24 protein-coding genes are annotated in these 23898 nt (G+C 73.7%); 9 read left to right on the top strand and 15 right to left on the bottom strand.

Features of this window, described 5'->3' with window-relative positions; genetic code table 11:
* Nucleotides 1-6: 6 nt before the first annotated feature.
* Genes ABEA81_RS21105 through ABEA81_RS21080 form a run of 6 tightly spaced genes read right to left on the bottom strand, consistent with a single transcriptional unit; the run spans nucleotide 7 to nucleotide 6282 of the window.
* Nucleotides 7-786, bottom strand: coding sequence for a creatininase family protein (locus tag ABEA81_RS21105; protein WP_345606965.1), 780 nt, complete (start codon nucleotides 784-786; stop codon nucleotides 7-9).
* Complete coding sequence (locus tag ABEA81_RS21100; protein ID WP_345606964.1) at nucleotides 786-2123, bottom strand: FAD-binding oxidoreductase; 1338 nt, start codon at nucleotides 2121-2123, stop codon at nucleotides 786-788. The genes ABEA81_RS21105 and ABEA81_RS21100 overlap by 1 nt, the downstream gene beginning before the upstream one ends.
* On the bottom strand, nucleotides 2120-3295 hold the full coding sequence (locus ABEA81_RS21095) for an ABC transporter substrate-binding protein (RefSeq protein WP_345606963.1): 1176 nt from the start codon (nucleotides 3293-3295) through the stop codon (nucleotides 2120-2122). Before ABEA81_RS21095 ends, ABEA81_RS21100 begins: the two co-directional genes overlap by 4 nt.
* Before the next feature lie 25 nt (nucleotides 3296-3320).
* Nucleotides 3321-4169: an ABC transporter permease gene (locus tag ABEA81_RS21090; protein ID WP_345606962.1), complete on the bottom strand. Its 849-nt coding sequence runs from the start codon at nucleotides 4167-4169 to the stop codon at nucleotides 3321-3323.
* Nucleotides 4166-4918, bottom strand: a complete 753-nt coding sequence (locus ABEA81_RS21085; protein ID WP_345606961.1) for an ABC transporter ATP-binding protein — start codon at nucleotides 4916-4918, stop codon at nucleotides 4166-4168. Before ABEA81_RS21085 ends, ABEA81_RS21090 begins: the two co-directional genes overlap by 4 nt.
* Before the next feature lie 5 nt (nucleotides 4919-4923).
* Nucleotides 4924-6282, bottom strand: a complete 1359-nt coding sequence (locus tag ABEA81_RS21080) for an amidohydrolase family protein (protein WP_345606960.1) — start codon at nucleotides 6280-6282, stop codon at nucleotides 4924-4926.
* Nucleotides 6283-6375: 93 nt separating this feature from the next.
* Here ABEA81_RS21080 and ABEA81_RS21075 point away from each other — a divergent pair, with 93 nt between their 5' ends.
* Together ABEA81_RS21075 and ABEA81_RS21070 are read left to right on the top strand one after the other, a co-directional pair.
* Nucleotides 6376-6957 carry a helix-turn-helix domain-containing protein gene (locus tag ABEA81_RS21075; RefSeq protein ID WP_345606959.1) on the top strand — a complete coding sequence of 194 codons (582 nt, stop codon included), beginning with the start codon at nucleotides 6376-6378 and terminating at the stop codon, nucleotides 6955-6957.
* Nucleotides 6950-7540: a pyridoxine/pyridoxamine 5'-phosphate oxidase gene (locus ABEA81_RS21070; RefSeq protein ID WP_345606958.1), complete on the top strand. Its 591-nt coding sequence runs from the start codon at nucleotides 6950-6952 to the stop codon at nucleotides 7538-7540. The genes ABEA81_RS21075 and ABEA81_RS21070 overlap by 8 nt, the downstream gene beginning before the upstream one ends.
* Before the next feature lie 276 nt (nucleotides 7541-7816).
* Here ABEA81_RS21070 and ABEA81_RS21065 read toward each other — a convergent pair whose 3' ends face one another.
* Together ABEA81_RS21065 and ABEA81_RS21060 are read right to left on the bottom strand one after the other, a co-directional pair.
* Entirely contained in the window at nucleotides 7817-9091 is a 1275-nt protein-coding gene (locus tag ABEA81_RS21065) for an amidohydrolase family protein (protein ID WP_345606957.1), read from the bottom strand.
* 27 nt (nucleotides 9092-9118) lie between these two features.
* Nucleotides 9119-10447 carry an aminotransferase-like domain-containing protein gene (locus ABEA81_RS21060; RefSeq protein WP_345606956.1) on the bottom strand — a complete coding sequence of 443 codons (1329 nt, stop codon included), beginning with the start codon at nucleotides 10445-10447 and terminating at the stop codon, nucleotides 9119-9121.
* A gap of 94 nt (nucleotides 10448-10541) precedes the next feature.
* On the opposite strand from ABEA81_RS21060, the gene ABEA81_RS21055 reads away from it, so the two are divergent.
* Nucleotides 10542-11333 carry an alpha/beta fold hydrolase gene (locus ABEA81_RS21055; RefSeq protein WP_345606955.1) on the top strand — a complete coding sequence of 264 codons (792 nt, stop codon included), beginning with the start codon at nucleotides 10542-10544 and terminating at the stop codon, nucleotides 11331-11333.
* A 296-nt stretch (nucleotides 11334-11629) separates the two neighbouring features.
* On the opposite strand, the gene ABEA81_RS21050 is transcribed toward ABEA81_RS21055, so the two are convergent.
* From ABEA81_RS21050 to ABEA81_RS21040, 3 genes are read right to left on the bottom strand one after another with little or no spacing between them, the layout of a single operon-like run.
* Nucleotides 11630-12283: a hypothetical protein gene (locus ABEA81_RS21050; RefSeq protein ID WP_345606954.1), complete on the bottom strand. Its 654-nt coding sequence runs from the start codon at nucleotides 12281-12283 to the stop codon at nucleotides 11630-11632.
* Nucleotides 12280-13089, bottom strand: coding sequence for an ATP-binding cassette domain-containing protein (locus tag ABEA81_RS21045; RefSeq protein ID WP_345606953.1), 810 nt, complete (start codon nucleotides 13087-13089; stop codon nucleotides 12280-12282). The genes ABEA81_RS21050 and ABEA81_RS21045 overlap by 4 nt, the downstream gene beginning before the upstream one ends.
* Nucleotides 13090-13093: 4 nt before the next feature.
* On the bottom strand, nucleotides 13094-13711 hold the full coding sequence (locus ABEA81_RS21040; protein ID WP_345606952.1) for a DedA family protein: 618 nt from the start codon (nucleotides 13709-13711) through the stop codon (nucleotides 13094-13096).
* Nucleotides 13712-13777: 66 nt separating this feature from the next.
* On the opposite strand from ABEA81_RS21040, the gene ABEA81_RS21035 reads away from it, so the two are divergent.
* Nucleotides 13778-14854 carry a carboxylate-amine ligase gene (locus ABEA81_RS21035; RefSeq protein ID WP_345606951.1) on the top strand — a complete coding sequence of 359 codons (1077 nt, stop codon included), beginning with the start codon at nucleotides 13778-13780 and terminating at the stop codon, nucleotides 14852-14854.
* A 65-nt stretch (nucleotides 14855-14919) separates the two neighbouring features.
* Here the strand turns inward: ABEA81_RS21035 and ABEA81_RS21030 are convergent, their stop codons facing one another.
* Both ABEA81_RS21030 and ABEA81_RS21025 read right to left on the bottom strand, forming a co-directional pair.
* Complete coding sequence (locus ABEA81_RS21030; RefSeq protein WP_345607030.1) at nucleotides 14920-17070, bottom strand: 3-hydroxyacyl-CoA dehydrogenase NAD-binding domain-containing protein; 2151 nt, start codon at nucleotides 17068-17070, stop codon at nucleotides 14920-14922.
* A gap of 68 nt (nucleotides 17071-17138) precedes the next feature.
* The gene (locus tag ABEA81_RS21025) at nucleotides 17139-18353 is read right to left on the bottom strand and encodes an acetyl-CoA C-acetyltransferase (protein WP_425570627.1); all 1215 of its coding nucleotides are present in this window, start codon (nucleotides 18351-18353) and stop codon (nucleotides 17139-17141) included.
* A 102-nt stretch (nucleotides 18354-18455) separates the two neighbouring features.
* On the opposite strand from ABEA81_RS21025, the gene ABEA81_RS21020 reads away from it, so the two are divergent.
* From ABEA81_RS21020 to ABEA81_RS21010, 3 genes are read left to right on the top strand one after another with little or no spacing between them, the layout of a single operon-like run.
* Nucleotides 18456-19187, top strand: coding sequence for a MerR family transcriptional regulator (locus ABEA81_RS21020; protein ID WP_345606949.1), 732 nt, complete (start codon nucleotides 18456-18458; stop codon nucleotides 19185-19187).
* Nucleotides 19188-19204: 17 nt separating this feature from the next.
* Nucleotides 19205-20008, top strand: a complete 804-nt coding sequence (locus ABEA81_RS21015) for an alpha/beta hydrolase (RefSeq protein ID WP_425570622.1) — start codon at nucleotides 19205-19207, stop codon at nucleotides 20006-20008.
* Between the two features lie 11 nt (nucleotides 20009-20019).
* A complete protein-coding gene (locus tag ABEA81_RS21010) occupies nucleotides 20020-20442 on the top strand; it encodes an acyl-CoA thioesterase (protein ID WP_345606946.1) in 423 nt (140 codons plus the stop codon).
* Nucleotides 20443-20538: 96 nt separating this feature from the next.
* On the opposite strand, the gene ABEA81_RS21005 is transcribed toward ABEA81_RS21010, so the two are convergent.
* Complete coding sequence (locus ABEA81_RS21005; protein WP_345606945.1) at nucleotides 20539-21471, bottom strand: phosphotransferase family protein; 933 nt, start codon at nucleotides 21469-21471, stop codon at nucleotides 20539-20541.
* 9 nt (nucleotides 21472-21480) lie between these two features.
* Complete coding sequence (locus ABEA81_RS21000; RefSeq protein ID WP_345606944.1) at nucleotides 21481-22446, bottom strand: DUF2867 domain-containing protein; 966 nt, start codon at nucleotides 22444-22446, stop codon at nucleotides 21481-21483.
* A 53-nt stretch (nucleotides 22447-22499) separates the two neighbouring features.
* Between ABEA81_RS21000 and ABEA81_RS20995 the strand changes: the two genes are divergently transcribed.
* Together ABEA81_RS20995 and ABEA81_RS20990 are read left to right on the top strand one after the other, a co-directional pair.
* Nucleotides 22500-23072 carry a TetR/AcrR family transcriptional regulator gene (locus ABEA81_RS20995; RefSeq protein ID WP_345606943.1) on the top strand — a complete coding sequence of 191 codons (573 nt, stop codon included), beginning with the start codon at nucleotides 22500-22502 and terminating at the stop codon, nucleotides 23070-23072.
* A gap of 160 nt (nucleotides 23073-23232) precedes the next feature.
* The gene (locus tag ABEA81_RS20990; RefSeq protein ID WP_345606942.1) at nucleotides 23233-23811 is read left to right on the top strand and encodes a hypothetical protein; all 579 of its coding nucleotides are present in this window, start codon (nucleotides 23233-23235) and stop codon (nucleotides 23809-23811) included.
* Nucleotides 23812-23898 lie beyond the last annotated feature (87 nt).

Below are 23898 nucleotides of genomic sequence, written 5' to 3'. Positions count from 1 at the left end.
GCTCCCTCACGGGGCGGGGGTGGTGAAGCGGTGGGCCTCGACGATCACCTCGGTGAGCCGGCCCACCGCCCCCTCGAAGATCATCTTCCCGTGCTCGGCGCTGGCCCCCGTGGGGTCGCCGACGTGGCCGTCGGGTCCGAAGTCGGCGCTCGTCCAGCCGAACGACACCGGCTTGCCGAACCCGATGTGCTCGTAGTCGAGCAGCCCCTCGGGCACGTTCCGCCGCGCGTGCTCCATGTGCACCAGGTCGGGCCGCAGGTGCAGCATCAGCGACGTCTCGCCGTGGCCGCCGTGCACGCCCATCCCGAACTCGTTCTCCGCCGACGTCCGCCCGCCCTGGTCCGCCGGCACCGAGAGGTGCGCGAAGAACGTGCGCAGCCCGAACCGGATCCGGATCTCGCGGCACGCCACCTGGCCCAGCGCGGAGTTGCCGCCGTGCCCGTTGACGAACAGCAGCCGCGAGATGCCCGACGTCGAGAGCGACCGGCCGATGTCCACGAGGGTGCGCATCAGCGTGTCCCAGGACAGCCAGATCGTGCCGGCCGCCCAGTGGTGCTCGTCGGACTTCGTGTAGGCGAGGGCGGGCAGCAGCACCACCGGCGCGGTGCCGGCCTCGGCGACGGCCCGCACGGCCGCCTCCGCCGCCTCGCTCGCCGTCACGTAGTCGGTGGAGACCGGCAGGTGCGGCCCGTGCTGCTCGATCGCGCCGAGCGGGAGCACGGCCACGGTGTCCGGCGGCAGCGCGGCCACCTGCGGCGCGGTGAGGTCGATGAACCTGGGCACCATCACCGCACCCCGATGTTCACGCGCGTGTCCACGGGCGGGGTGGCCGTGAGCTTGCCCGGGTTGAGCAGCCCCTTCGGGTCGGTCAGACGGGCGACCTCGATGGCGAGCTCCACGTTGCGGTCGACGTACCACTGGTGCGGCGAGTGGACGCCCACCCCGATCGCGTCGAGCTTCGGGATGCCTGCGAGCAGGGCCTCCTCCCCCCGGTACTCGGCGACGATCATGGCGCCGGGGCCGTGGCCGAACAGTTCCAGGTGCAGGTGCACGGGCCCCTCGTACACCGCCCGCACGGCGTCCGGGTCGTCCCAGATCGGGGTGCCGCCGGACTCCATGTGGAAGTACGTTCGGCCCGGGTTGCCGCGCTGGAAGAACCAGACCGGGTGGTTGTAGGACATGCCCGAGAGGCGGTCGGTCTCGGCGTAGTCGGTGAGCGTGGCGACGTGCTCGCCGCCCGTGGCCATCCGCCGCTCCACCTCACCCGCGGTGGACGCCTCGGCGATCACCCGCAGGCTGTACCGCGTGGGGTCGAGCGGGAGCGGCGCGGTCAGCGTCGGCACGAGCGCGGGCTCGTCGGCCGACGCCAGCCGCGGCAGCTGCGGCAGGTCCAGCAACGAGCGGTGCACCGCCACCAGGTCGGCGTAGGAGCCGAAGCTCCCGTAGACCGCCACCCAGTCCCGCGCGGGGTCGGTGCGGATCTCGACGTCGACGAGGATGCCGGTGACGCCGTAGGTGTGGATGTACGCATCGAGCTCGTCGCCGGTGATCCGGCGCATCGTGCCGCTGCCGTCCATGGGCGCGACGAGCGCGGAGACGACGAAGCCGTCAGCCGTGGTCCGGTGCTCGATCGTGCCGGTGCCCGCGCTGCCGCCGCCGATGAACCCGCCGACCGTGGAGGTCTTCGTGGACGGGTACATCCAGATGTCACGCCCGGCCGCGCGACCCGCCTTGTCGATCGCGGTGAGCCGGGCGCCCGCGCCTGCCGTGATCGTGCCGCCCGGGTTCACCGTGATCGAGTCGAGGCCGCGCAGGTCGAGCAGGATGCCGCCGTCGAAGGGGGTGGCCTGCCCGTAGTTGCCGGTGCCGGCGCCGCGCGGCGTGACGGGCACGTCGTGCTCGAAGGCAACGCGCAGCAGCTCCGGCACGTGCTCCGGCCGCGTCGGGCGCACGACGGCGTCGGCGAGGTAGCGCCCGGCCGGCACCTTCTCCTGCAGCACCGGCGACATGCGCGACCAGTCCGACGAGACCTTCAGGATCAGCGCCGGGTCGACCGACACCGTGCCGACGCCGAGCCGCGCGATCTCGGCGACGGCTCCGGCGGTGCGCTCCGCGACGGTCACGGGCCCTCCATCTTGATGTCCGGGTCGATGAAGTCGTTGGTGTAGAGGCTCGCCGCGTCCGGGACGCTGGTGATCGTGCCCTGGGACTGCAGGATCGGCCCGAACGTGGACACGATCTCCTGCATGCGGTCCGGGTCGAGCTTCCCGAACACCCCCGACGCCGGGTCGTTCTTCACGAAGCCCTGTTCCACCTGGGCCTTCGCGGAGTACTCCGCGACGCCCGGCGAGTAGCTCCACCCGGTCTGGTAGGCCTCGACGAGCTCGACGATCAGGCGGTTGGTCGGGGCCGGGTCCTTCAGGTAGTCGATCTGGGACCGCTGCATGATCGGCACGAGCTTCTGCAGGCACGGCCGCAGCGCCTCGAGCTTGTCGGCGCGCACCGCGAGCGGCTCCGGGTAGATCGAGTAGCCGTAGTTCGCGAGCGGCTCGTAGCCGACCGGGCGACCCCACTCCTGGATCTCGTTCTGGTAGACGTACGGCTCGGCCGTCGCGAAGCCCTGCTGCAGGATCGTCGGGTCGGAGACGAACCGCGCGGGGGTGCCCTCGTAGCTGGTGTCGATCTGGCCCTTCTGGATGATGCCCTTCCCGGCCAGCAGGGCCGGGACGATGTCGCCGGAGGTGAGGACCGCCGCGCCGCTGGCGGCGACCTCGCGGATGGTGCTCATCCCCGGGTGGCTCTCCGGATCCCACATGAGGATCTGCGGGCTCACCGTCAGCTGCGAGGCGACGGCGACGGTCGGCTGGTCGGCGAACGCGGCGATCGCCGCGTCGCTGTTGACGGCGCCGAGCGTGATCGTGTCGTCCAGGTACATCAGGGCCGGCACCGGCTGGAACCCGACGTTCGGCCCGCCCGGCCGCACCTCGACGTCCACCCCGGTGTCCACGCCCTGCGTGACGAGCGAGCCGGTGACCGTCTTGGTGCTCGTGTCGATCTGGTAGTCGGGTCCGACGAGCGAGTACATCGAACCGTGCTCGGCCTCGGGCTGCCAGTCCTGCTGCAGCACCACCTTGGCGGGGCAGGCCCCGGTGAGGTCGAGCGGACCGCCGGCCTCCGCGGCGGGCGCGGCGGGGCCGGCCGCGGCGCCGGACTCGTCCCCTCCCCCACCGCAGGCGGACAGGACGAGCGCGACCGCGAGGACCGTCGCGGCGATGGGGCCGGATCTGCGGATCATGGGGAGCTCCAGTGGTGGGCGGGGGTCAGCGGGAGACTCGGCCGTACCAGCGGCCGACGACGGCACGGTCGAGCACGGCGAAGATCGTGAAGATCACGACGCCGAAGAGCGCGGTGAGCGTGACGGACGTGAGCAGCGCCTCCATCTGCAGGCGCTGGGTGTAGACGCGCAGCAGGCCACCGATCCCGGGCGAGCCCTGCTGGAAGAAGTAGTCACCGACGATCGCCCCGATCACCGAGAGGCCGGCCGCGTTGCGCAACCCGGTGAAGATCGACGGCACGGCGGCGGGGAACTGCAGCTTCATCAGCCGCTGCCACCGGGTGGCCTTGTTCAGCGTGAACAGGTCGTGCGCCGCGGCGCTCGCCGACTGCAGCCCGAACAGCGTGTTGGCGACCATCGGGAACAGCGCGATGATCACGCAGACCGCCACCCTGGCGAGGAAGGAGTAGCCGAGCCAGATCCCGATCAGGGGCACCAGGGCGAGGATCGGGATCGTCTGGAGGATCACCGCGTACGGGTAGAGGACCTTCTCGGCCCACGCCCACTGCGACATCACCACGGCGTAGGAGATGCCGAGCACCACCGCGGCCGCGAGCCCGATGAGCGCCACCGCGAAGCTGCGGGCCAGCGCCTCCATCATCGGGCCCATCAGCTGCGGATTGGAGAAGGCGCCGCCGTACACCTCGTGCGGGGGCGGCAGCAGGAAACGTTGCTTCGCCGGCAGCGCCAGGTAGGTGACCGCGTACCAGACCGCCACGAACCCCAGCAGCGCCCCGATGATCGGGGCGGAGCTCCGCAACGCCGACCGGGCTGCGGAGCGCGGCGGCCCGGCCTGCGGGGCAGGCGTCTCGAGCCGGGTCTCGACCGCGGTCATGAGTGCTCTCCCAGTGCCGTCGAAACGCGTCCGGTGATCTCGCCGAACTCGGCCGAGTACCGCAGGTCGGGCGAGCGCGGGTAGTCCCACGGGATCGGGATCTCCGCCACGATCCGGCCCGGCCGCCCGCTCATCACGAGCACGCGCGTGGACAGGTACACCGCCTCCGACACCGAGTGCGTGATGAACAGTCCGGCGAACCGCTCCTGCCGGAAGATCCGCTGCAGCTCGGTCTGCATCTGCAGGCGGGTGATCTCGTCGAGCGCACCGAACGGCTCGTCGAAGAGGGCCAGGTCGGGTTCCGCGACCAGCGCGCGGGCCAACGAGACCCGCATCCGCATGCCACCCGAGAGCTGCCGGGGGTGCTGGGCCTCGAACCCGGTGAGGCCCACGAGGTCGAGCGCGGCGCGGGCGCGGGACCGCCGTTCCTCCCGCGGGACGGAGCGCAGCTCCCCCACCAGCTCGACGTTGCGCAGTGCGCTGCGCCACTCCAGCAGCGTGGCGTCCTGGAACACGTAGCTGGTGGCGCGTGCGGCCACCTCGATCGTGCCCGCGGTGGCGCTCTCCAGGCCGGACGCGAGCCGCAGCAGGGTGGACTTGCCGCAGCCCGACGGCCCGACGACGGTGACGAACTCACCCGCTTCCAGGCTGAGGCTCACGTCGGTGAGCGCGACGGTGCCCGTCGGGAACCGCTTGGTCACCTCCCGTAGGTCCAGCGTGCGGGTGCGCTCTGCGATTTCGGTGGTCACGGTCGCTACCTCACATCGGTCAGCGGTCGGGGCGCAACATCGCGCTCGGCCATGGCCGGCAGGTCGAGGCTGCGGGCGGTCCGGGTGTCGGCGACCACCCGGCCGCCGGACACCACGACCCGCGCGTCCACCGCACCGGCGAGGACGTCCCCGAGATCGACGTCGGGGACCAATACGAGGTCGGCCGCGGCACCGGGCGCGGTGCCTGCGGGCGGCAGCCCCAGCACGGTGCGCGCGCCGGTGGTGACGGCGGCGAGCGCCTCCAGCGGGCGCAGGTGCGCGGCCGTCATCAGCAGGGAGGTGGTCTCGAACGGGTCTGCCCGCCCGGCCGGGTTGAACGGGTCGCGCAGGTTGTCTGCGCCCGCGGCGAGCGGGACGGCGGCGCCGAGGATCTGCCGCACGGCGGCGATCCCGCGCGGCGGCGCGTGCGTGGCGTCCCGCCCCTGCAGGTACAGGTTCGTGATCGGCAGCGTGACGATGCCGATGCCGGCCCGGGCGGCGAGCTCCAGTACCCGCGCGAGGCGCTCCGGCGGGAGCATGCCGAGGCGCACGCAGTGGCTCGCCGTCACCCGCTGCTGCAGCCCGCGGGCGAGCACCTGCTCGGCGAGGTCGACGATGTCGAGCCCGGCGTCCGACGGCGGGAGACCGGTCTGCTCGTCGGCGTGCAGGTCGACGGGCAGGTCGAGCCGCTCGGCGAGGTCGAGCATGCGCGCGATCTCGCGGTGCGGGTCGGGTGCGATGTGCGGGCAGCCGCCGATGACGTCGACGCCGCGGGCAGCGGCCTCGGCCAGCACCGCGTCCGGCGTGCCGTGCCCGGCGAGCATGCAGACCTGCAGCGTGACCCGCCCGCGCAGCTGTTCCCGCACGGCCACCAGCGCGTCGATGCCGCGCATCGGGTCGCCGGTGTCCGGGACGTCCACGTGCGAGCGGATCGCGGTGATCCCGTTGGCGACGTAGCGCCGCACGGCGGCGAGTGCCCGTTCGGCGATGTCGGCGGCGTCGATGTCGGCCACGAGCGCCTTCCACTGCGCGATCGCGGCGTGCAGGTCGTTGCCGACGGACGGGTCGACCCGGGGCGCGGTGAGCGCCTTGTCCAGGTGCGCGTGCGGCTCCACCGCGGACGGCAGGACCCGCCAGCCCGTGGCGTCGACGTCCACGCCCGGGTTGGCCTCCCGCGCCGGGTTCGAGCTGATGCGACCGTCCACCACGTGCAGGTCGGCGACCGTGCCGTCCAGCAATCGGACCCCGCGCACGGAGCGCAGCTGCACGCCCGAGAACCGCGCCGGAGCATCCGGCGCCCCGATCGAGTGGATCCGTTCCGCGTCGATAACTTCCTCCTTGGCCCGCTTTATACGACCCGCCATCTACCTGCACAATATTGATGGAGTCAACATCGGTGGACGCTAGGGAGCCCATGTTTCAGCGACGTTGCCGCGTCCGCGCGGCCGTGTGAAACAGTGCGGAGCGCGAGCGACCCCGAGCGAGCGGCGGACACCCGGCTGGGCCGCGCCATCCGCGCCGCGCGCCACGACCGCGGCATGACCCTCGCGCAGGTCGCGGCGCAGGCCGGGCTCTCCCAGCCGTTCCTGTCGCAGCTGGAGCTCGGCCGGACCCGTCCGTCCATGCGCTCACTGTTCCGGATCGCGACGGCGCTCGGCACCACCCAGCAGGCGCTCCTCGGCCGGGCCGCGGGCCGGCCGCGTGGTGAAGCCGTCCGCGCGGGCGACGCCGCGCTCGTCGAGGTGGAGCCGGGTGGGGCCCGGCTGCTGCTGCACGACCCGGACGGCGCCGACGTCACCGAGTTCGTCGGCGCCCCTCAGGAGTTCGGCGAGTTCTTCCGCCACGAGCGCCAGGAGCTGCTCTACGTGGCGGGCGGCACCGTCGAGCTGGAGCTGCGCGAGGACGGCACCAGCCGGTTCAGCACGCTCCACCCCCGCGACTCCATCGCATACCCTGGGCGCGTGGATCACCGGTTCCGCCAGGTCGGGCCGCAGCCGTGCATCGTGCTGCTGGTGCACTCGGGGGCCTCCGGTGCCTGAGGAGCTCTCCGGCGACCCGCTCGCCGTGCTGGCCCGGTGGGCGGAGGAGGCCCAGCAACGCACGATGACCTTCGCGACGGCCGACGCCGACGGCGTCCCGCACGCCCGCATCGTGCTCGTCACCCGGATCGATGCGGACGGGGTGCGCTTCCACTCCTCCACCCCCACCACGAAGACCCGCGACATCGCCGCCAACCCGCGCGCCGCCGCCGTCTTCCACTGGCCGGCCGCGGCCCGGCAGGTGGTGCTGGAGGGCCGCGCCGAGGAGCTCGACGCCGCGACCTCCCGCGCCGCCTACCGCACCCAGGCCCGCGAGCTGCAGGTCCTCGCCTGGGCCTACGAGGCCCTCCTCCCGCAGACGCGGCCGCCCGACCACGCCGTGCCCCCCGGCGCCGTCGAGCGGGCGTTCGACGCGGCCGCCGCCGACCCGGCATCCCGCGAGGCGCCGCCGAGCTGGACCACGATCCTGCTCCAACCGGAACGCGTCGACTTCTGGCAGGGCGGCACCGAGACCTCGCCGTCGTCGAAGACCCGGTTCGTCCGGGACGGGGAGGGGTGGCGGCACTTCCCGGTCCTGCCCTGAGCCGTGATCCCCGCCGTCATCGAGGTGATCTCGGCGGACGCGTGGACGGTCGCAACGGAGGCGCCGCGCATCGTTCGGGGCCGCCCCTCAGAGCGCAAGGGCGCCTTCGGCGTCGCCCCAGTCGACTCCACACACCCAGCACGGGCTTCACACAAGGCCGGCCTTGTGTGAAGTGGTCACTGGATGTGTGAAGTGGCCATCGGCGGGGCGAGTGGCGTGGACCGACAAGAGCACTTCTCGCAGCGATCTACCCCTTGATCGCCGCTGGCTGCCGACCTACCGGCGGCAGGCGAGCAGCGTCCGGAGGGCGTCTGCCACCTCCCGCTGCGGCCGCCCCACCAGCTCCCCGTCCCGCACGACGACCCGGCCGCCCACCACCACGTGCCGGGGCCGACGTCCGGGCGCGGCCCACAGGAGCCCGGCGAGCGGGTCGGCGACGCCCGCGTCGACGACGCCGGTGACGTCCCAGCAGGCGAGGTCGGCGGCGCAGCCCGGGTCCAGGCGGCCCAGCTCGGTCCGGCCGAGGCCGGCGGCCGAGCCCGCGGTCGACCACGTGAGCACCTCGCGTGCGGTGACGGGGCGGCCGGCGAGCGGCGCCACCTGCATCGCGAGGCGCGCGTCGGCGAGGAGGTGGCCCGCGTCGTTGCTGCCGCCACCGCTCGTGCCGAGCCCGACCGGCACGCCGGCGTCGGCGAGCGCGGCGGCGGGTGCGACGCCCCAGCCCATCGGCACGTCGCAGCCGGGGGCGTGGGTGGCGCTCGCGTCCGCCGCCGCCACCCGGGCGATCTCCTCCGCGGTGACGCCGCACAGGTGCGCGATCGTGACGTCCGGCGCGAGCCAGCCCCACTCCGCCAGCAGCTCGAGCGGGCGGCGGCCGTAGCGCTCCGCCGCGACCTCGACGTCCACCTGCTCGTTCGCCTGCGTCCGGCGCCGCAGGCCGTGCCGGCGCGCCACCTCGCCGAGCAGCGCGAACGTCTCCGGCCCGTCGCTGTGGACGCCGGCCGGTCCGACGGCGACCTGCACCATCCCGGTCGGGTCACCGGCGAACGCCGCCGCGATCGCATCCGCGGAGGCCGCCGCGTCCTGCGGGTCGTCGCGCGCGCTGCCGCGGACGAACACCAGCCGCGCGCCCAGCTCGGCCGCGGCCGCGGCAACCGCGCGGGCGATCCCCACCCCGTCACCCGCGGGCCAGGTGAGGTGGTGGTCGGCCACGGTCGTCACACCGCACAGCAGCGCCTCGGCCAGCCCCGCGGAGGCGGCGGCGTAGGCCAGCTCGTCGTCGACGCCGACCGCGGCGTAGGCGGCCGCCATCCGCGGGAGCCAGTCCCGCATCGGCACGCCGCGGGTGCCCGGCAGCGTGCGGAACGCGGTCTGCAGCAGGTGGTGGTGGGCGTTGACCAGCCCCGGTGTGACCACGCACCCGGAGGCGTCGAGCACCTCACCGTCGACCGGTCCGGAGGCGACCTTCCCGTCCGGCCCGCACGCGATCTCACCGCCCGGCAGCTCGGCGCTCCCCGTCCACACCAGCTCGGCACCCCGCACGATCAGCACGGGGGCAGTTCTACACCGGCCGTTCCGCTACTCCGTGCCGTCGTCGCCGGGAGCGCCGCGGCCCAGCGCGGCGAGCACGTCGAGTGCGACGGCGAGCGTGTCGAGCGGCGGCGTGGCCAGCGCCAGCCGGACCGCGCTCGGGGCGTGCCCGGCTCCGGCGGCGTACGACGCGGCGGGCGTCACCGCGATCCCGCTGCGCGCCGCCGCCGCGACGAACGTCTCCGCCCGCCACGGCGCCGGCAGCTCCCACCAGCAGTGGTAGGCAGCCGGGTCGGCGCGCACGGCGAACCCGGCCAGCCGCTGCGCCACCAGCGCCTGGCGCCGCGCCGCGTCCGCCCGCTTCAACCGCTGGATCTCCGCGACGACGCCGTCGGCCATCCAGCGGGTGCCTGCCTCCACGGCGAACATCTGCGCCAGCCAGCCACCGGTCCGGATCGCCGCCCGCACTCGCTGGTGGCGGGACATCGGCGGCACGACGAACCCGAGCGTGCACCCGGGCGCGACGCGTTTGGAGAGGCTGTCCACCACGACCGTGTGCTCCGGCGCGAACGCCGCGAGCGGCGGCGGGTCGTCGCGCAGGAACGAGTAGATGCGGTCCTCGATCGCCGGGACGCCCTGCTCGGCGAGCACCGCGGCCAGCTCCTGGCGGCGCGCCACGGGCATGGTGAGGCCGAGCGGGTTGTGCATCGTCGGCTGCACGAAGACGGCGTCGAGCCGGCCCGCCGCCCGCACGGCCTCCGGCGCGAGGCCGTCGCCGTCCACCGCGAGCGGCACCACCTCCACGCCGAGCCGCGCCGCGATCGTACGGGTCACCGGGTAGGTGAGCGCCTCGACGCCGAGCCGCCCGCCGACGGGCACGAGCGCGCCGATCGCCGCGGCGATGGCCTGCCGGCCGTTGCCGGCGAAGAGCACCTGCTCCGGCCGCGGCTCCCAGCCCTGGCAGGCCAACGTGGCCGCGGCCGCCCGCCGGGCCGCCTCCGTGCCCGCGGCACTGCCGGGCGCCATGCCTGCCCGCAGACCGTCGGCCCGCAGCAACCCGGACAACGCGGGCGCGAGCAGCGCGGCCTGCTCGTCGAGGATCGGGAAGTTCATCTCGAGGTCGACGGTGCCGGGGCGGTGCTCGGCGAGCGCCGGGACGGGTGGCGGCGGCGCAGCCCGGACGAACGTGCCCCGCCCCACCTCGCCTGCGACCAGCCCGCGGCGGGCGAGCTCCGCGTACGTGCGCGACGCGGTGGACACCGCGATGCCGCGGTCGCGGGCGAACCGCCGCTGGGTGGGGAGCCGGTCGCCCGCGCGGAGTCGGCCCGCCGCGATGTCCGCGGCGACGGCGTCGGCCAGCATCCGGTAGTCGTCCACGATTGCTCCGAGTTCATTGTCGCGCCGCAGGTGGATTGCTTTGGCGTTTTGTACCGAGCAGACTCGGGACGGTCAAACCGGAGAGGAGTCGGGGATGCGCACGATCGCACTGGAACGCACGGTTCTCGCGTACGAGGACGTCGGCCCGGACGGCGACGTCCCGCTCCTGCTCGTGCACGGCCACCCGTTCGACCGCTCCATGTGGGAGCCGCAGCTGCGGCGGTTCGGCGGCCACCGGCGCGTGATCGTGCCCGACCTGCGCGGGTACGGGGCGAGCGGCGGTGCGGTACCCGAGTGGTCGGCGTTCGTCGACGACCTCGCCGCGCTGCTGGACGGCCTGCGCGTGCCCCGCGCCGTCGTGGTGGGGCTGTCGATGGGCGGGCAGGTCGCACTGGAGCTCTGGGCGCGTCACCCGGACCGGGTGGCCGGCCTGCTGCTCGCGGACACGACGGCGGCGGGCGAGACCGGCGACTCCCGGGATGCGCGGATCGCGCAGGCGCAGCGCCTGCTGCGGGAGGGCATGGACCCGTACGCCGTCGAGGTGCTCTACCTGATGGTCGCGCCGGACGCACCGCCGGCGGTGGCGGAGCACGTGCTCACGATGATGCGTTCCACCGACCCGGCCGGTGCCGCGGCCGCCCAGCGCGCCCGCGCCCACCGGCCCGACCGGCGGGCCGACCTGTCCGCCGTCGCGGTGCCGACGACCGTGGTCGTCGGGAGCGAGGACACCTTCACCCCGCTCTCCGACGCGCGGGCGATCGCCGACCGCGTGCCGGGTGCGGAGCTGGTGGTCGTGGACGGCGCCGCGCACATGCCCAACCTCGAACGCCCGGACGCGTTCGACGCGGCGCTGCAGCGCCTCCTGGAGCGCGTCGCCGCGGATTGATCCGAGCTTGCTCCGACCAGGGCGAACCGGCCCACCGGGACATGGCCCGCTGGCAGCATCCCGTCCCGTGACCGGTGCCGTCGGCTCCCGCCCCACGTCGATGCACGTGTCCTGCGCGGTGCTGCTGGTCGCGATCCCGGGAAGGCGGGCGACCACGCAGCCGGCACCTGGCTGCAGGTGCGGGGCGTCCTGCTGGTGGGCAGCGCGACGGCCGCCACCGGGCACGTCCCTGCGCTGACGGCGACGGCGGCGACGGTCGTGCCGGCCCCACCGGACCCGTACGAGTACTGACGCCCTCAGGTCGTGCGGATCTCCCGCGCCCAGGAGACGAGGCCCGCGGCCACCACCAGCCCGACGCCCAACGCCGCCTCCACGAGCGGGAGCCCGCCCGACACGAGCGCCTCGACCGCAGAGCCGACGGGCGGCAGCCACGGCTGCACCGCCGTCACCATGACGACCGCGACGCCGATGCAGAACGACCAGCCGATCCGGGCGACCACCGGCCGGGCGACGAGCAGGCCGAGAGCGGTTCCCGTCGCCGCGCACGCGACGTGGGCGAGCGCGCCCGCCAGCAGCACCGGAGGCGGGTACGGGTAGCGGCTCACCAGCGCGGGCACCAGCACCGAGAGGGCGGCGAGGACGAGCCCGCCCACGAGCGCCACGAGCAGGGTGGCGGCCGTGACCCGGGACGGCCCGCCCGCCGAAGCGATCGTGACGGCACGCTGTTCGGCCGCCTCGGTGTTGGCGACGACCACGGCCAGCCACGCGGCGGCGGGGTAGACGGCGAGCGCCGACGCCGCCCACGGCCCCGGCGGGGGCCCGGGATCGCCGCCGAACAGCACGGCCAGCACGGCGCCGTGCGCCAGCAGCGGGAGCAGGAAGCGCTGCGAGCGGGCGACGTCGGCGGTGAGGTACCGGGCCACCGCGAGCGTCCGGGCGAGCACGGTCACGGGCGGGCCCCGTCACGCCGCACCGCCAGCACCGAGCAGCCGCGCGCGAGCGCCGCGGCCAGCAGCCCGTCGCCGCGTTCGACCGGCACCCGCACGGTCAGCGAACCCGCCCCGAGCCACGACTCCCGGACACCGGGCAGGACCCGGAGCAGCTCGGCCGGGTCGCCGGGGCACCGCAGCTCCACGACGGTGTGCACGGCGCCCGGCAGATCGACGGCTTCCGCCAGCACCCCGGCGACGATCCGGAACACCGCGGCGCCGGGCAGTGCCGCGGCGCGTCCGGTGTGGTCGGCCACCAGGAGCGCGGTGGTCGAGGCCGCCTCCACCAGCAGGCGGTCCAGCGCCGCGGCGGCCGCCGCGTCCAGGCCGGACCACGGCTCGTCCAGCACCACCAGGCCGGCGCCGCAGCCGAGCGCCTGCGCCAGGAGGATCTTCTGCACGTTGCCGGTGGACAGCCGCGCGACCGGCGCGTCGAGATCGCCGCTGAAGCCGAGGTCGTCGAGGAGCGCGGTGGGGTCGTGGCGCGTGCCGTGGACGGCGGCCATGTGCCACAGGTACGCCCGGGCGGGCATCCGGGTGGACGCCGGCACCCGGCCGGGGACGAACCCCACCGCCCCGGGCCGGCCGGTCACGCTCCCCGCGGTCGCGGCACTGGCGCCGGCGGCGACGCGCAGCAGCGTGGACTTGCCGGTGCCGTTCCCGCCCACCACCACGACCGGACGGCCAGGGGCGAGTTCGAGGTCGATCCCGGCGAGCACCTCGCGGCGCCGGTAGGACTTCCGCACGCCCGCGAGCCGCACCCCCACGACGTCATCGTGCCGTACCCGCCGCCGACCTCGACCGCAGGCGTCGCACGACCAGGACGACCAGCCCCACGGCGAGCAGCGCGAGCACCACGTAGCCGACCGGACCGATGAGGCCCTCCACCCGTTCCCAGTTCTCCCCGAGCGCCCAGCCGAGCGCGATGAACCCCGCGTTCCAGACCCCGCTGCCGATCGCGGTGAGCACGACGAAGCGCACCAGCGGCATGCCGGAGATCCCCGCCGGGATCGAGACCACGCTGCGCAGGAACGGGACGCACCGCGCGAGCAGCACCATCTTGCCGCCGTGGCGGTCGAAGGCCGCGTCCCCGCGCTCCAGGTCCCGCCTGCTCACGAACACGAACCACCGGCGCCCCGCGAGGCGGTGCAACCGCTCGTAGCCCAGCCACGCGCCGAGCCCGTAGAGCAGGAGCGCGCCGAGCACGGATCCCGCCGTGGCCGCAGGCCACACGGCCAGGACGTTCAGGGCGCCCGTGCGGGCGCGGAACCCGGCGAGCGGCAGGATCACCTCCGACGGGATCGGGGGGACCACGTTCTCGAGCAGGATGAGCAGCCCCACACCCAGTGAGCCGAGCCGGTCGACGACTCCGAACACCCACTCGGCCACGGTCTCCAGGGTGCCTCACTCGTCCGGTAGCGACCACCGCGTCGGGATCGCCGGGAGTGGGTACATGTGCGCGTGACCGTACGGACGGTGGGCGTCGAAGAAGAGTTCCTGCTGGTCGACTCGGAGACGGGGCGCGCGCGGGCGGTGGGACAGGCGGTGCTCGCCGCGGGCGGCGACCTGGCCGGGGAGCTGCAGCAGGAGCAGGTGGAGACCTGCACCAAGCCGTGCCACACGCTCGAGGAACTGGGGACGCAGGTGCGCGGGGCCCGCGCGACCGCGGCGGCCGCGGCGCACGAGGTCGGCGTCGCACTGGCGCCGCTGGCGACGTCACCGCTCCCCGTGGAGCCCACGGTCACCCCGAAGCTGCGGTACGCGGAGATGTGCCGCCGCTTCGGGCTCACCGCGGCCGAGCAGCTCACCTGCGGCTGCCACGTGCACGTCTCGATCAACTCGCCGGACGAGGGCGTCGAGGTGCTCGACCGGATCCGCCCGTGGCTCGCCCCGTTGCTCGCGGTCTCGGCCAACTCCCCGTTCTGGAACGGCGACGACTCCGGTTACCGCAGCTACCGCGCCCAGGTCTGGCAGCGCTGGCCGTCCGCGGGTCCGTACGCCCCGTTCCGGTCCGCCGCAGCGTACCGGGCGCTCATCGACACGGCGCTGGCCACCGAGACCCTCCTCGACGAAGGCATGATCTACCTCGACGCGCGGCTGTCGCGGCGGCACCCGACCGTGGAGGTGCGCGTGGCGGACGTCTGCCGCGAGCCCGACGAGGCGGTGCTCGTGGCCGGCCTCGTCAGGGCGCTCGTGCAGACCGCGGCCGACGCCGCGAAGCGGGGCTGCGCCCCCGACCCGGTGCGCACCGAGGTGCTGCGGCTCGCGGAGTGGCGGGCGAGCCGCTCCGGCCTCGAGGCCGAGCTGCTGGACCCGCGCACGTGGCGGCCCGCCCCGGCCGCCGAGGTGCTGGACGCGTTCGTGGAGCACGTGGCACCGGCGCTGGAGGAGTCCTGCGACCTCCACGTGGTGCGCCGGCTGATCGACGACCTGCTGCACCGGGGAACGGGCGCGCGGCGTCAGCGGGAGGTGCTGGGCCGCACCGGCGACCTGGCTGCAGTCGTCCGCGACGCCGTGCACCGGGCCCCCTGATTGCAGCAAAGCCACTTTCATGCAACGTGGCTGCGGGAAGGTGGCTTTGCTGCAACCCCCGTGGTCTACGCCGCGGCCTTCGCCCGGGCGCGGAGGCTCGCCGGCACCTCGAAGCGCGGGCCGTGGCGGCCCGCCAGCTCGTCGGCCCGCGCCACGAAGCCGGCGACGCCGCCCGGGTAGCCCTCGACGTACTGCACCACGCCCCCGGTCCACGCCGGGAAGCCGATGCCGAAGATCGAGCCGATGTTGGCGTCGGCGTCGCTGGTGAGCACACCCTCGTCGAAGCACTTCTGCGTCTCGATCGCCTCGACGAACAGCATGCGCTCGGAGAGCTCGTGCAGGTCCACGTCGTGGTTGGTGGCGCCCAGCTCGGTGCGCAGGCCGGGCCAGAGGCCCGCCCGCTTGCCGTCGGCGTACTCGTAGAACCCGGCGCCGCTGCTCTTCCCCTTGCGGTCGAACTCCCCGACCAGCCGGTCGATCACGGCTTCCGCCGGGTGCGGGTGCCAGGTGCCACCCGCCGCCTCGACGGCGGCCTTCGACTCGTTGCGGATCTTCTGCGGCAGCGTGAGCGTGAGCTCGTCCATCAGCTGCAGGACCGGCGCCGGGTACCCGGCCTGCGCCGACGCCTGCTCGATCGTCTGCGGGTCGATGCCCTCGGCGAGCATCGCGACGCCCTCGTTGAGGAACGTGCCGATGACCCGGCTGGTGAAGAAGCCACGGCTGTCGTTGACGACGATCGGGGTCTTCCTGATCCCGAGCGTGACGTCGAACGCCTTCGCGACGGTGGCGTCGGACGTGCGCTCACCGCGGATGATCTCGACGAGCGGCATCTTGTCGACCGGCGAGAAGAAGTGCAGGCCGATGACGTCGCCCTGGCGGTCCAGGCCCGCGGCGATCTCGGTGATCGGGAGCGTGGACGTGTTGGAGCAGAGCAGCGTGTCCGGCTCGACGACCTTCATCGCCTCGCGGAAGACCTCGTGCTTGAGCTGCATGGACTCGAACACCGCTTCGATGATCATGTCGCAGCCCGCGAGGTCGTTGTAGTCCGCGGTCGGGGTGATCCGCTCCAGGAGCGCCTCGCCCTTCTCGAGGGTGGTCCTCCCGCGCTCGACGCCCTTCGCGACGAGGCCCTCCGAGTAGCTCTTGCCCTTCTCGGCGGCTTCCAGCGAGACGTCCTTGAGCACGACCTCCCAGCCGGCGAGCGCGCACACGTAGGCGATGCCGGCGCCCATCATCCCGGCGCCGAGCACCGCGACCTTGGTGGGCTGCCACTTCTCGTACCCGCCCGGCCGGGACTTCCCGCCGTTGATGGCCTGCAGGTCGTAGAAGAAGGCTTTGGTCATGTTCTTCGAGGTCTGGCCGGTGGCCAGCTCGGTGAAGTAGCGGGCCTCGATGCGGAAGGCGGTGTCGACGTCGACCTGGGTGCTCTCGACGGCCGCGCACAGGATGTTGCGCGGGGCGGGCATCGGGGCGCCCTTGAGCTGCTTGCGCAGGTTGGCGGGGAACGCGGGCAGGATCGAGGCGAGCTTCGGGTGGGACGGCGTGCCGCCGGGGATCTTGTAGCCGGGCTGCTCCCACGGCTGCTTCGCCTCGGGGTTGGCGGCGATCCACGCCCTGGCCTTGTCCAGCATCTCCTCAGGCGTGGTGGCCAGCTCGTCGAGGATCCCGATCTCGAGCGCCTTGGCCGGCTTGTGCCGCTGGCCCTGCACGAGCACGTTCATCACGGCGTTCGCGATGCCGAGCATCCGCACCGTGCGCACGACGCCGCCCCCGCCGGGCAGGAGGCCGAGGGTGACCTCGGGCAGCCCGTACACCACGCCCTTCGCGTCGAGCCCGATCCGGTGGTGGCAGGCCAGCCCGATCTCGAGGCCGCCGCCGAGCGCGGTCCCGTTCATCGCGGCGACCACCGGCCTGCCCAGCGTCTCCAGCCGACGCAGCTGCTTCTTCACGGTCATGGACTTCTCCATGACCTGCGCAGCGTCGGCCGTGGTCGCCGTGCTCAGGGTGTCGAGGTCACCGCCGGCGAAGAAGGTCTTCTTCGCCGACGTGATGATCACGCCGGTGATGTTCTCCTTGTCCGCCGCCAGCGCGTCGACGCACTCGCCCATCGCCTCGACGTAGCGGTCGTTCATCGTGTTGGCGCTGCGGCCCGGGTCGTCGAGGGTGACGACGACGATCCCGTCCCCGCCCTTCTCCCAGCGGACTGGGGGACGCAAGTCGGCGGAGCCCGCGGAGCCGACGGGGCGGGTAGGACCGGCCTTCTGCTCAGACACAGGTATCCCTTTCAGGAGAGGCGCTCGACGACGGTGGCGATGCCCATGCCGCCGCCGACGCACAGCGTGGCGACGCCGAACCGCTGGTCGCGGCGTTCGAGCTCGTCGATCAGGGTGCCGAGGATCATGGCGCCGGTGGCGCCGAGCGGGTGGCCCATGGCGATGGCGCCCCCGTTGACGTTCACCTTCTCGTGCGACACGCCCATGTCCTTCATGAAGCGCAGCACGACGGCGGCGAAGGCCTCGTTCATCTCGAACAGGTCGATCTGGTCGGCGGTCATCCCGGCCCTGGCGAGCGCCTTGCGGGTGGCCGGTGCCGGGCCGGTCAGCATGATCGTCGGGTCGGCGCCGGACAGCGCGGTGGAGACGATCCGGGCCCGCGGGGTGAGCCCGGCGGCCGTGCCCGCCGCCTCGGTACCGATGAGCACCAGCGCGGCGCCGTCGACGATGCCGGACGAGTTGCCGGCGGTGTGCACGTGGTCGATCTTCTCGACCCAGTGGTAGCGCTGCAGGGCAACGGCGTCGAATCCGCCCTGGTCGCCGACCATCGCGAACGAGGGCTGCAGCCCGCCGAGCGCCTCCAGGGTGGTGCCGGCGCGGACGTGCTCGTCCCGGTCCAGCACGGTGAGGCCGTTGCGGTCCTTCACGGGGACGACCGAGCGGGCGAAGTACCCGTTGGCCCACGCCTTCGCGGCCCGGGTCTGCGACTCGAGCGCGTACGCGTCGACGTCGTCGCGGCTCCAACCCTCCAGGGTGGCGATGAGGTCGGCGCCGATGCCCTGTGGCACGAAGCCCGTCTCGTAGGAGGTCTCGGGATCCATCGCCCATGCGCCCCCGTCGGAGCCCATCGGCACCCGGGACATGCTCTCGACGCCGCCCGCGAGCACGAAGTCGGCCATGCCGGCGCGCACCTGGTGGGCGGCGCTGTTCACGGCGTCGAGCCCGGAGGCGCAGAACCGGTTGTGCTGGACGCCCGCGGTGGTCTCCGGGAGGCCCGCGAGGATCGCCGCCGTCTTGGCGATGTCGCCGCCCTGGTCGCCGATCGGGGAAACCACGCCGAGCACGACGTCGTCGATCGCCGCCGGGTCGAGCTCCGGGTAGCGGGCGCGCAGCTCGTGGATGAGGCCGACCACGAGCGAGACCGGCTTCGCCTCGTACAGCGAGCCGGAGGCCTTGCCCCGGCCACGAGGCGTGCGGATGGCGTCGTAGACGTACGCCTCGGGCATCTCTGCCATGGGAACCTCTTCCTCGACGACCGAGTCGGACCTTTCCCGCTTTGTTACAGCAGTACTGTCACATAGGTCAAGCGGTGCCGTAACCTGCGCCCCATGGCGGCACCATCGCTACCCGACCGGGGCGAGCTCCTCACCATCGACCAGCTGGCCGACCGGTCGGGCATCACGGTCCGCAACATCCGGTACTACGCCGCACGCGGGCTGCTCCCGCCGCCCCAGCTCCGCGGCCGTACCGGGCTCTACGGGCCGGACCACCTCGCCCGGCTGGAGCTGGTGAGCGAGCTGTCCGCGCTGGGCTTCACGCTCTCCGCGATCGAGAGCCACCTGGAACGCCTCCCGTCCCACGTGGGCCACGCCGAGCTGGCACTGCACCGCGCGCTGCTCACCCCGTGGGTGCCGGAGGAGATCGAGGAGGTCGACCGGGCCGAGCTGGAGAAGCGGGCCGGACGCACCCTCTCGGCCGAGGACGTCGACTCGCTGCGCGACCTCGGCGCCGTCACACCGCTGCCCGACGGCCGCCTGCAGCTGCACGGTGCCGGCGCGCTCGGCAGCGCGCTCGCCGTGCTCGACTCCGACCTGCCGACCGACGTGTGGCGCCGCGCGCACTCGCTCATCGAGAAACACACCGCGGCGCTGGCCGAGGAACTGATGGAGATGTTCCAGGATGAGGTGCTCCAGCCCTACCGCGACCGCGGCCACCGCTCCGACGAGCGGTACCGCCTCGCGGCGGCACTGTCCCGGCTCAAGCCGGTGACCGTGCTCGGACTGGTCACGGCGTTCGGCCGCGCGGTCAACCGGACGATCCGCGACCGGCTGGGCGAGTAGAGACGCTCGGGAAGGGGATGAGGGTGGCCGACTCGCAGGAATGGACCTTCGAGGGGCACGCGGGCGAGCTCGCCGCTCGCACCTGGCCACGGGAGAACGCGCGCTACATCGCGCTGCTCTGCCACGGTTACGGCGAGCACATCGGCCGGTACGAGCACGTCGCCGACGCACTCGTGCGCCACGGCGCGGTGGTGCACGGCGTCGACCACGTCGGCCACGGCAGGAGCGCCGGCGAACGGGTGCTGATCCCGGACTACGAGGCGGTGGTGGACGACTTCCACGAGCTCGCGACGAGGGTCCGCGACCCGAAGCCGCCCACCGTTCTCATCGGGCACTCGATGGGCGGGATGATCGCGGCGCGCTATGCACAGCGGTACGGCCACGAGCTCGCCGCGCTCGTGCTCTCCGGGCCGGTGCTCGGCCGCTGGGACGCCGCGACCAGCCTGCTCACCCTCGACGAGATCCCGGACACCCCGATCGACCCCGACACGCTCTCCCGCGACCCGGCGGTCGGCAAGGCGTACGCGGACGACCCGCTGGTCTGGCACGGCCGCTTCCGGCGCGCCACCCTCGAGGCGCTCGCCACCTGCCTCGACCGCATCCGCTCCCACGGCCCGCTCGGCGCGCTCCCCACCCTCTGGGTGCACGGCGGCGACGACCAGCTCGTCCCGATCGACGGCACCCGGGAAGGCATCGACGCCCTGCGCGGGGTGGTGTTCGAGGAGAAGGTCTACCCGGGCGCCCGGCACGAGATCTTCAACGAGACGAACAAGGACGAGGTCCTGGCGGACGTCACCCGCTTCATCGACCGAGCGCTCTGAGGAAGCGAGCGATGAGCGAGGTCTTCACCTTCCCCGTCACGGTGCGGTACATGGAGGTCGACGCCCAGGGCGTCGTGTTCAACGGCTGGTACCTGACCTACTTCGACGAGGCCATGTCGGCGTTCCTCACCGCACGCGGACTGCCGTACCAGAAGATGATCGAGGCGGGCTACGACGTGCAGCTGGTGCGGTCGGAGATCGACTGGCGCTCCGGGCTGCGCTGGCAGGACGCGGTGGAGGTCGCCGTCTCGACCGCGCGCATCGGGCGCACCAGCTTCGCCCTGGACTTCGAGGTGCGCCGCGACGGCCCCGAGGTCACCTGCGCGGGGCGCACCGTCTACGTCGTGGTCGCCACCGACGGCTCCGGCAAGCGCGAGATCCCGCCGCTGATCGCCGACGCGCTGGGCGACCCGGCCCCGCTGCGCGCCGACTGAGGGCACCGCACACACCTCGCACGGACGGCACATACGCCCGGGCATCTGTGCGGGCCCGACACGGTGTGTGCGGTCGTTCTCCCGGGCCGCCCGCCATCAGCGCAGCCGCGCCTCCACCCAGCGCAGCGCGGCCTCGCCCTGCGCACGCTGGAACTCCCGCACCCGTTCCAGGTTCTTGGGCGGTGGCAGCACGGACTGGTGCAGGAAGAATCCCGTCAGTGCGACGAGAACGGCCGTGACCGCGTCCGGGGCGGCGGCGCGCGCCGGCGGGTAGGCGGTCCAGACCTCCTCCGGGTCGGTGCCGGTGACCGCGGCGCTGGGCAGCAGGAACAGCAGGTCGAGCCACGGCGCACCGATCCTGGCGTGCGGCCAGTCGACGAAGACCACGCCGCGCGGCGTCAGCAGGATGTTGTCGGCACGCAGGTCGCCGTGCACCAGCGACGACCCCTCGGCAGCGGCGGTCCAGCCCTCCTCGATCGCGGCGAGCGCGTCGAGCCGGGCCGTCACGGCCGGGCCGAGCGGGGCGGCCATCGACGGTTCCGCGGCCATGGTGCGCCAGCCCCGGAACGCGTGCTCGTCCATCGTGGCGATCGACGGGCGCGCGACCGGGCTCGGGGTGAGCCGGTCGGCGAGCCCGGCCATGGCACCCACCACACTGGCGAGCTCGGCAGGGCGCCACGGCTCGACCGGCATCTCCCCCTCGACGTCCTCGACGACGAGCGCCACCCAGTCACCGTCGTCGTAGCTGCCCAGGAGAGCGGGCACGGGGAGGTCGGCCGGCAGGGCGGCGAGCACCTCCACCTCCCGCCGGTGGAACCGCGGGGTGTCGCGGTTGCGGTCGATCCCCGCGGCCTTGGCGAAGGCCCGCCGCCCGTCGGCGAGCACCAGGCGGGCGGCGAGGCCGGGCGAGAATCCGCCGGGCTGCGAGTGCGCCGCCACGACGGGCGCGCCGAGGATCTCCTCGATCGCCCCGCGCACGCGCTCGGGGATCTCGTCGATGCCCAGCCGGGCCCCGCCTCCGTTCGGCATGGGCCGAGGTCACCGCATTCGCACCGCCACGTCCAGCGGTTTCGGGTCCGAGAGCCGGCGCGCGGCGCGGTTCAACATCGCGCGCACGACGACCGGGTGCACCGGCCGCACCAGCGCCGAGTAGCCGCGCCCACGCCGGTTGTGCAGCTGCACGACGGAGGTGAGTACGACGCGCGTCGGCTCACGACGCACCGATACCCGGAAGTCGAGGTGGTTCGCGTCGGTGCCGAGCAGCACCTCGTCGTCGGTGCGGGCGAGGGTGTCGAAGGCACGACGGCCGGCGCGGTCGATCCCGACGAGGCCGACCAGCAGCTCGCGCAGCCCGAGCGCGGCCAGCACCCAGCGGGGCGGGTCGCGGAAGACCGCGTCCGCCCAGTCCTGCGGATCGGACGGGGTGCCGGGCAGCGCGGTGACGGCGTGCGCGTCGGTCCAGTCGACCCGGGGCAGGGCGCCGGCGAGCAACGCCGTGTGCGGCGGCCCGACGGGCCGGGCCCGCGGCGTGGCGAACCCGCGGATCAGCCGCACCCAGGCCGGCCGGCGGGCCGGGCGGGCCGGCTCGGCCCCGACCGCGCGCTCGGCGTTGTCGAGGATCTCCTCGAGCACCGCGTCGTGCGCCCAGCGGATACCGAGCGGCCAGGTCAGGCATGCCCGGCCGGTGACCCTGCCCTCGATCACGTGGCGCAACAGGGTGCGGTCCCGCCCGGCCGGTTCCGCCGTGAACGTGTGCGTGCCGTCGATCCCCATCCCCGGGGCGAACGTGAACTCGACCTCGCGGCCGGGGACGTACCCGGTGACGCGGTAGCGGATCGGACCGTGTCCGCCTGCCGCCCCCACCGCCACCGGCCCGTCCAGCACCATGGGCCGCCACGCGGGGGTCGGCCACAGCACGTCGTCCGGGCCGCCGAGCCGGTCGAGCAGCGGGCCGACCCGCTCGATCGGGGCGGGAACGATCCGCTCGTGGACGTTGCGCACCACGGGTCCACCTCCGTACGCCACCGTATGGAACAGCCGTACGGTACCGTACGGAGGTGGCGGAACGGAAGCGGCTGACGGCGCACGACTGGACGGCGGCCGCGCTCGCGGCCCTCGCCCGCGGCGGCATCGCGGCGGTCGCGGTCGAGCCGATCGCAGCCTCCCTCGGCACCACGAAGGGCAGCTTCTACTGGCACTTCGGCGGCCGGGACGCGCTCCTCGAGGCGGCGCTGCTGGAGTGGGAACGCACCGACACCGACGACGTGATCGCCTTCGTGGAGTCCGAACCCGACCTGATCCGCAGGCTGCGCAAGCTGCTCGCCGCCGCACTGGGCTCGGGCATCGAGCGACCGGGAGGGCGCGTCGAGCTCGCCCTGCAGGCCAGCGCGGACCACCCACTGGTCGCGCCCGTGCTGGCGCGGGTCACCGCCCGGCGCCTCGACTACCTCACCGAGCTGTTCGCCGCGCTCGGCTTCCCACCCGGCGCGGCCCGGCAACGGAGCCTGCTCGCCTACACCGCGTACCTCGGCCACGCGCAGCTCGCGCACGCCACGCCGGAGGCCGGGCCGAGCGCGGACGCGCTGCCCGCGTACGTGGACACGGTGATCGCCACCCTTACCGCCCGGTAGCCGTTCGCACATCGGCCCCACCATTGTGATCATGATGCACGAAGGTTGAATTCGCAGGTCAGGGGCCTGGTCACGATGCGTGACCGGGATCTGCACGGCTTCGTTGCACCGGGCGTCACCCGTCTGGGTGGCGACAGCTCCCCACGTACTTGGAGGATGAGTGGACTCGGCACGCAGCCGACGCAGAATCGCTCGAGCAGCCACCGTCGCCGTCGCGGCCACCACGGCCTGCCTCGGCGGGGCGGTCCTCGCCTCGCCCGCTTCCGCCGACGAGGATCACGTACTCGAGATCGACATCCACGAGCCGGAACCGGTGGCACCCGGGGCCTCCGGTCTCATCTCGTTCGACATGACGAACACCAGCGACAAGGCCATCAACGGCGTCCTGATGAACGTCTCGTTGCCGCCCTCCGTCACCCTGCACACGGACTCGCACTGCAAGCAGACCGGGCAGAACCCCGAGGGCGGCCAGCTGATCAGCTGCAGCTTCAGCGACGCGCAGGGGAAGTTCGCGCCCGGCGAGACGCGGTCCGGGACGAACGATTTCGCGGTCGCGGCGGACGCCCCGGCGTCGGCGGACCTCGGCAAGCTCGGCGCGCTCATCGTTCCGCTCGAGAACGGCGAGCCCACCGAGGACTGGGAGGACATCGAGGGCGACCACGTCGACTGGGTCGAGATCACGACCACAGAGGGGTCGGCGGGGGCCTGGGACCGGCTCAGGTCCGCCCTCGGGTTCTGATCCGCAGGTGACGGGAGGGGACCGGAGCGCCGGGGGCTCCGGTCCCGCTCGCTGCGGTGCCCGTGGGCGGGACCACTAGGCTCACCG

Origin of the sequence: Pseudonocardia adelaidensis (assembly GCF_039543345.1) — a bacterium.
GTDB classification, from domain to species: Bacteria; Actinomycetota; Actinomycetes; order Mycobacteriales; family Pseudonocardiaceae; genus Pseudonocardia; species Pseudonocardia adelaidensis.
This window is presented reverse-complemented; position numbering and strand designations above follow the sequence as displayed.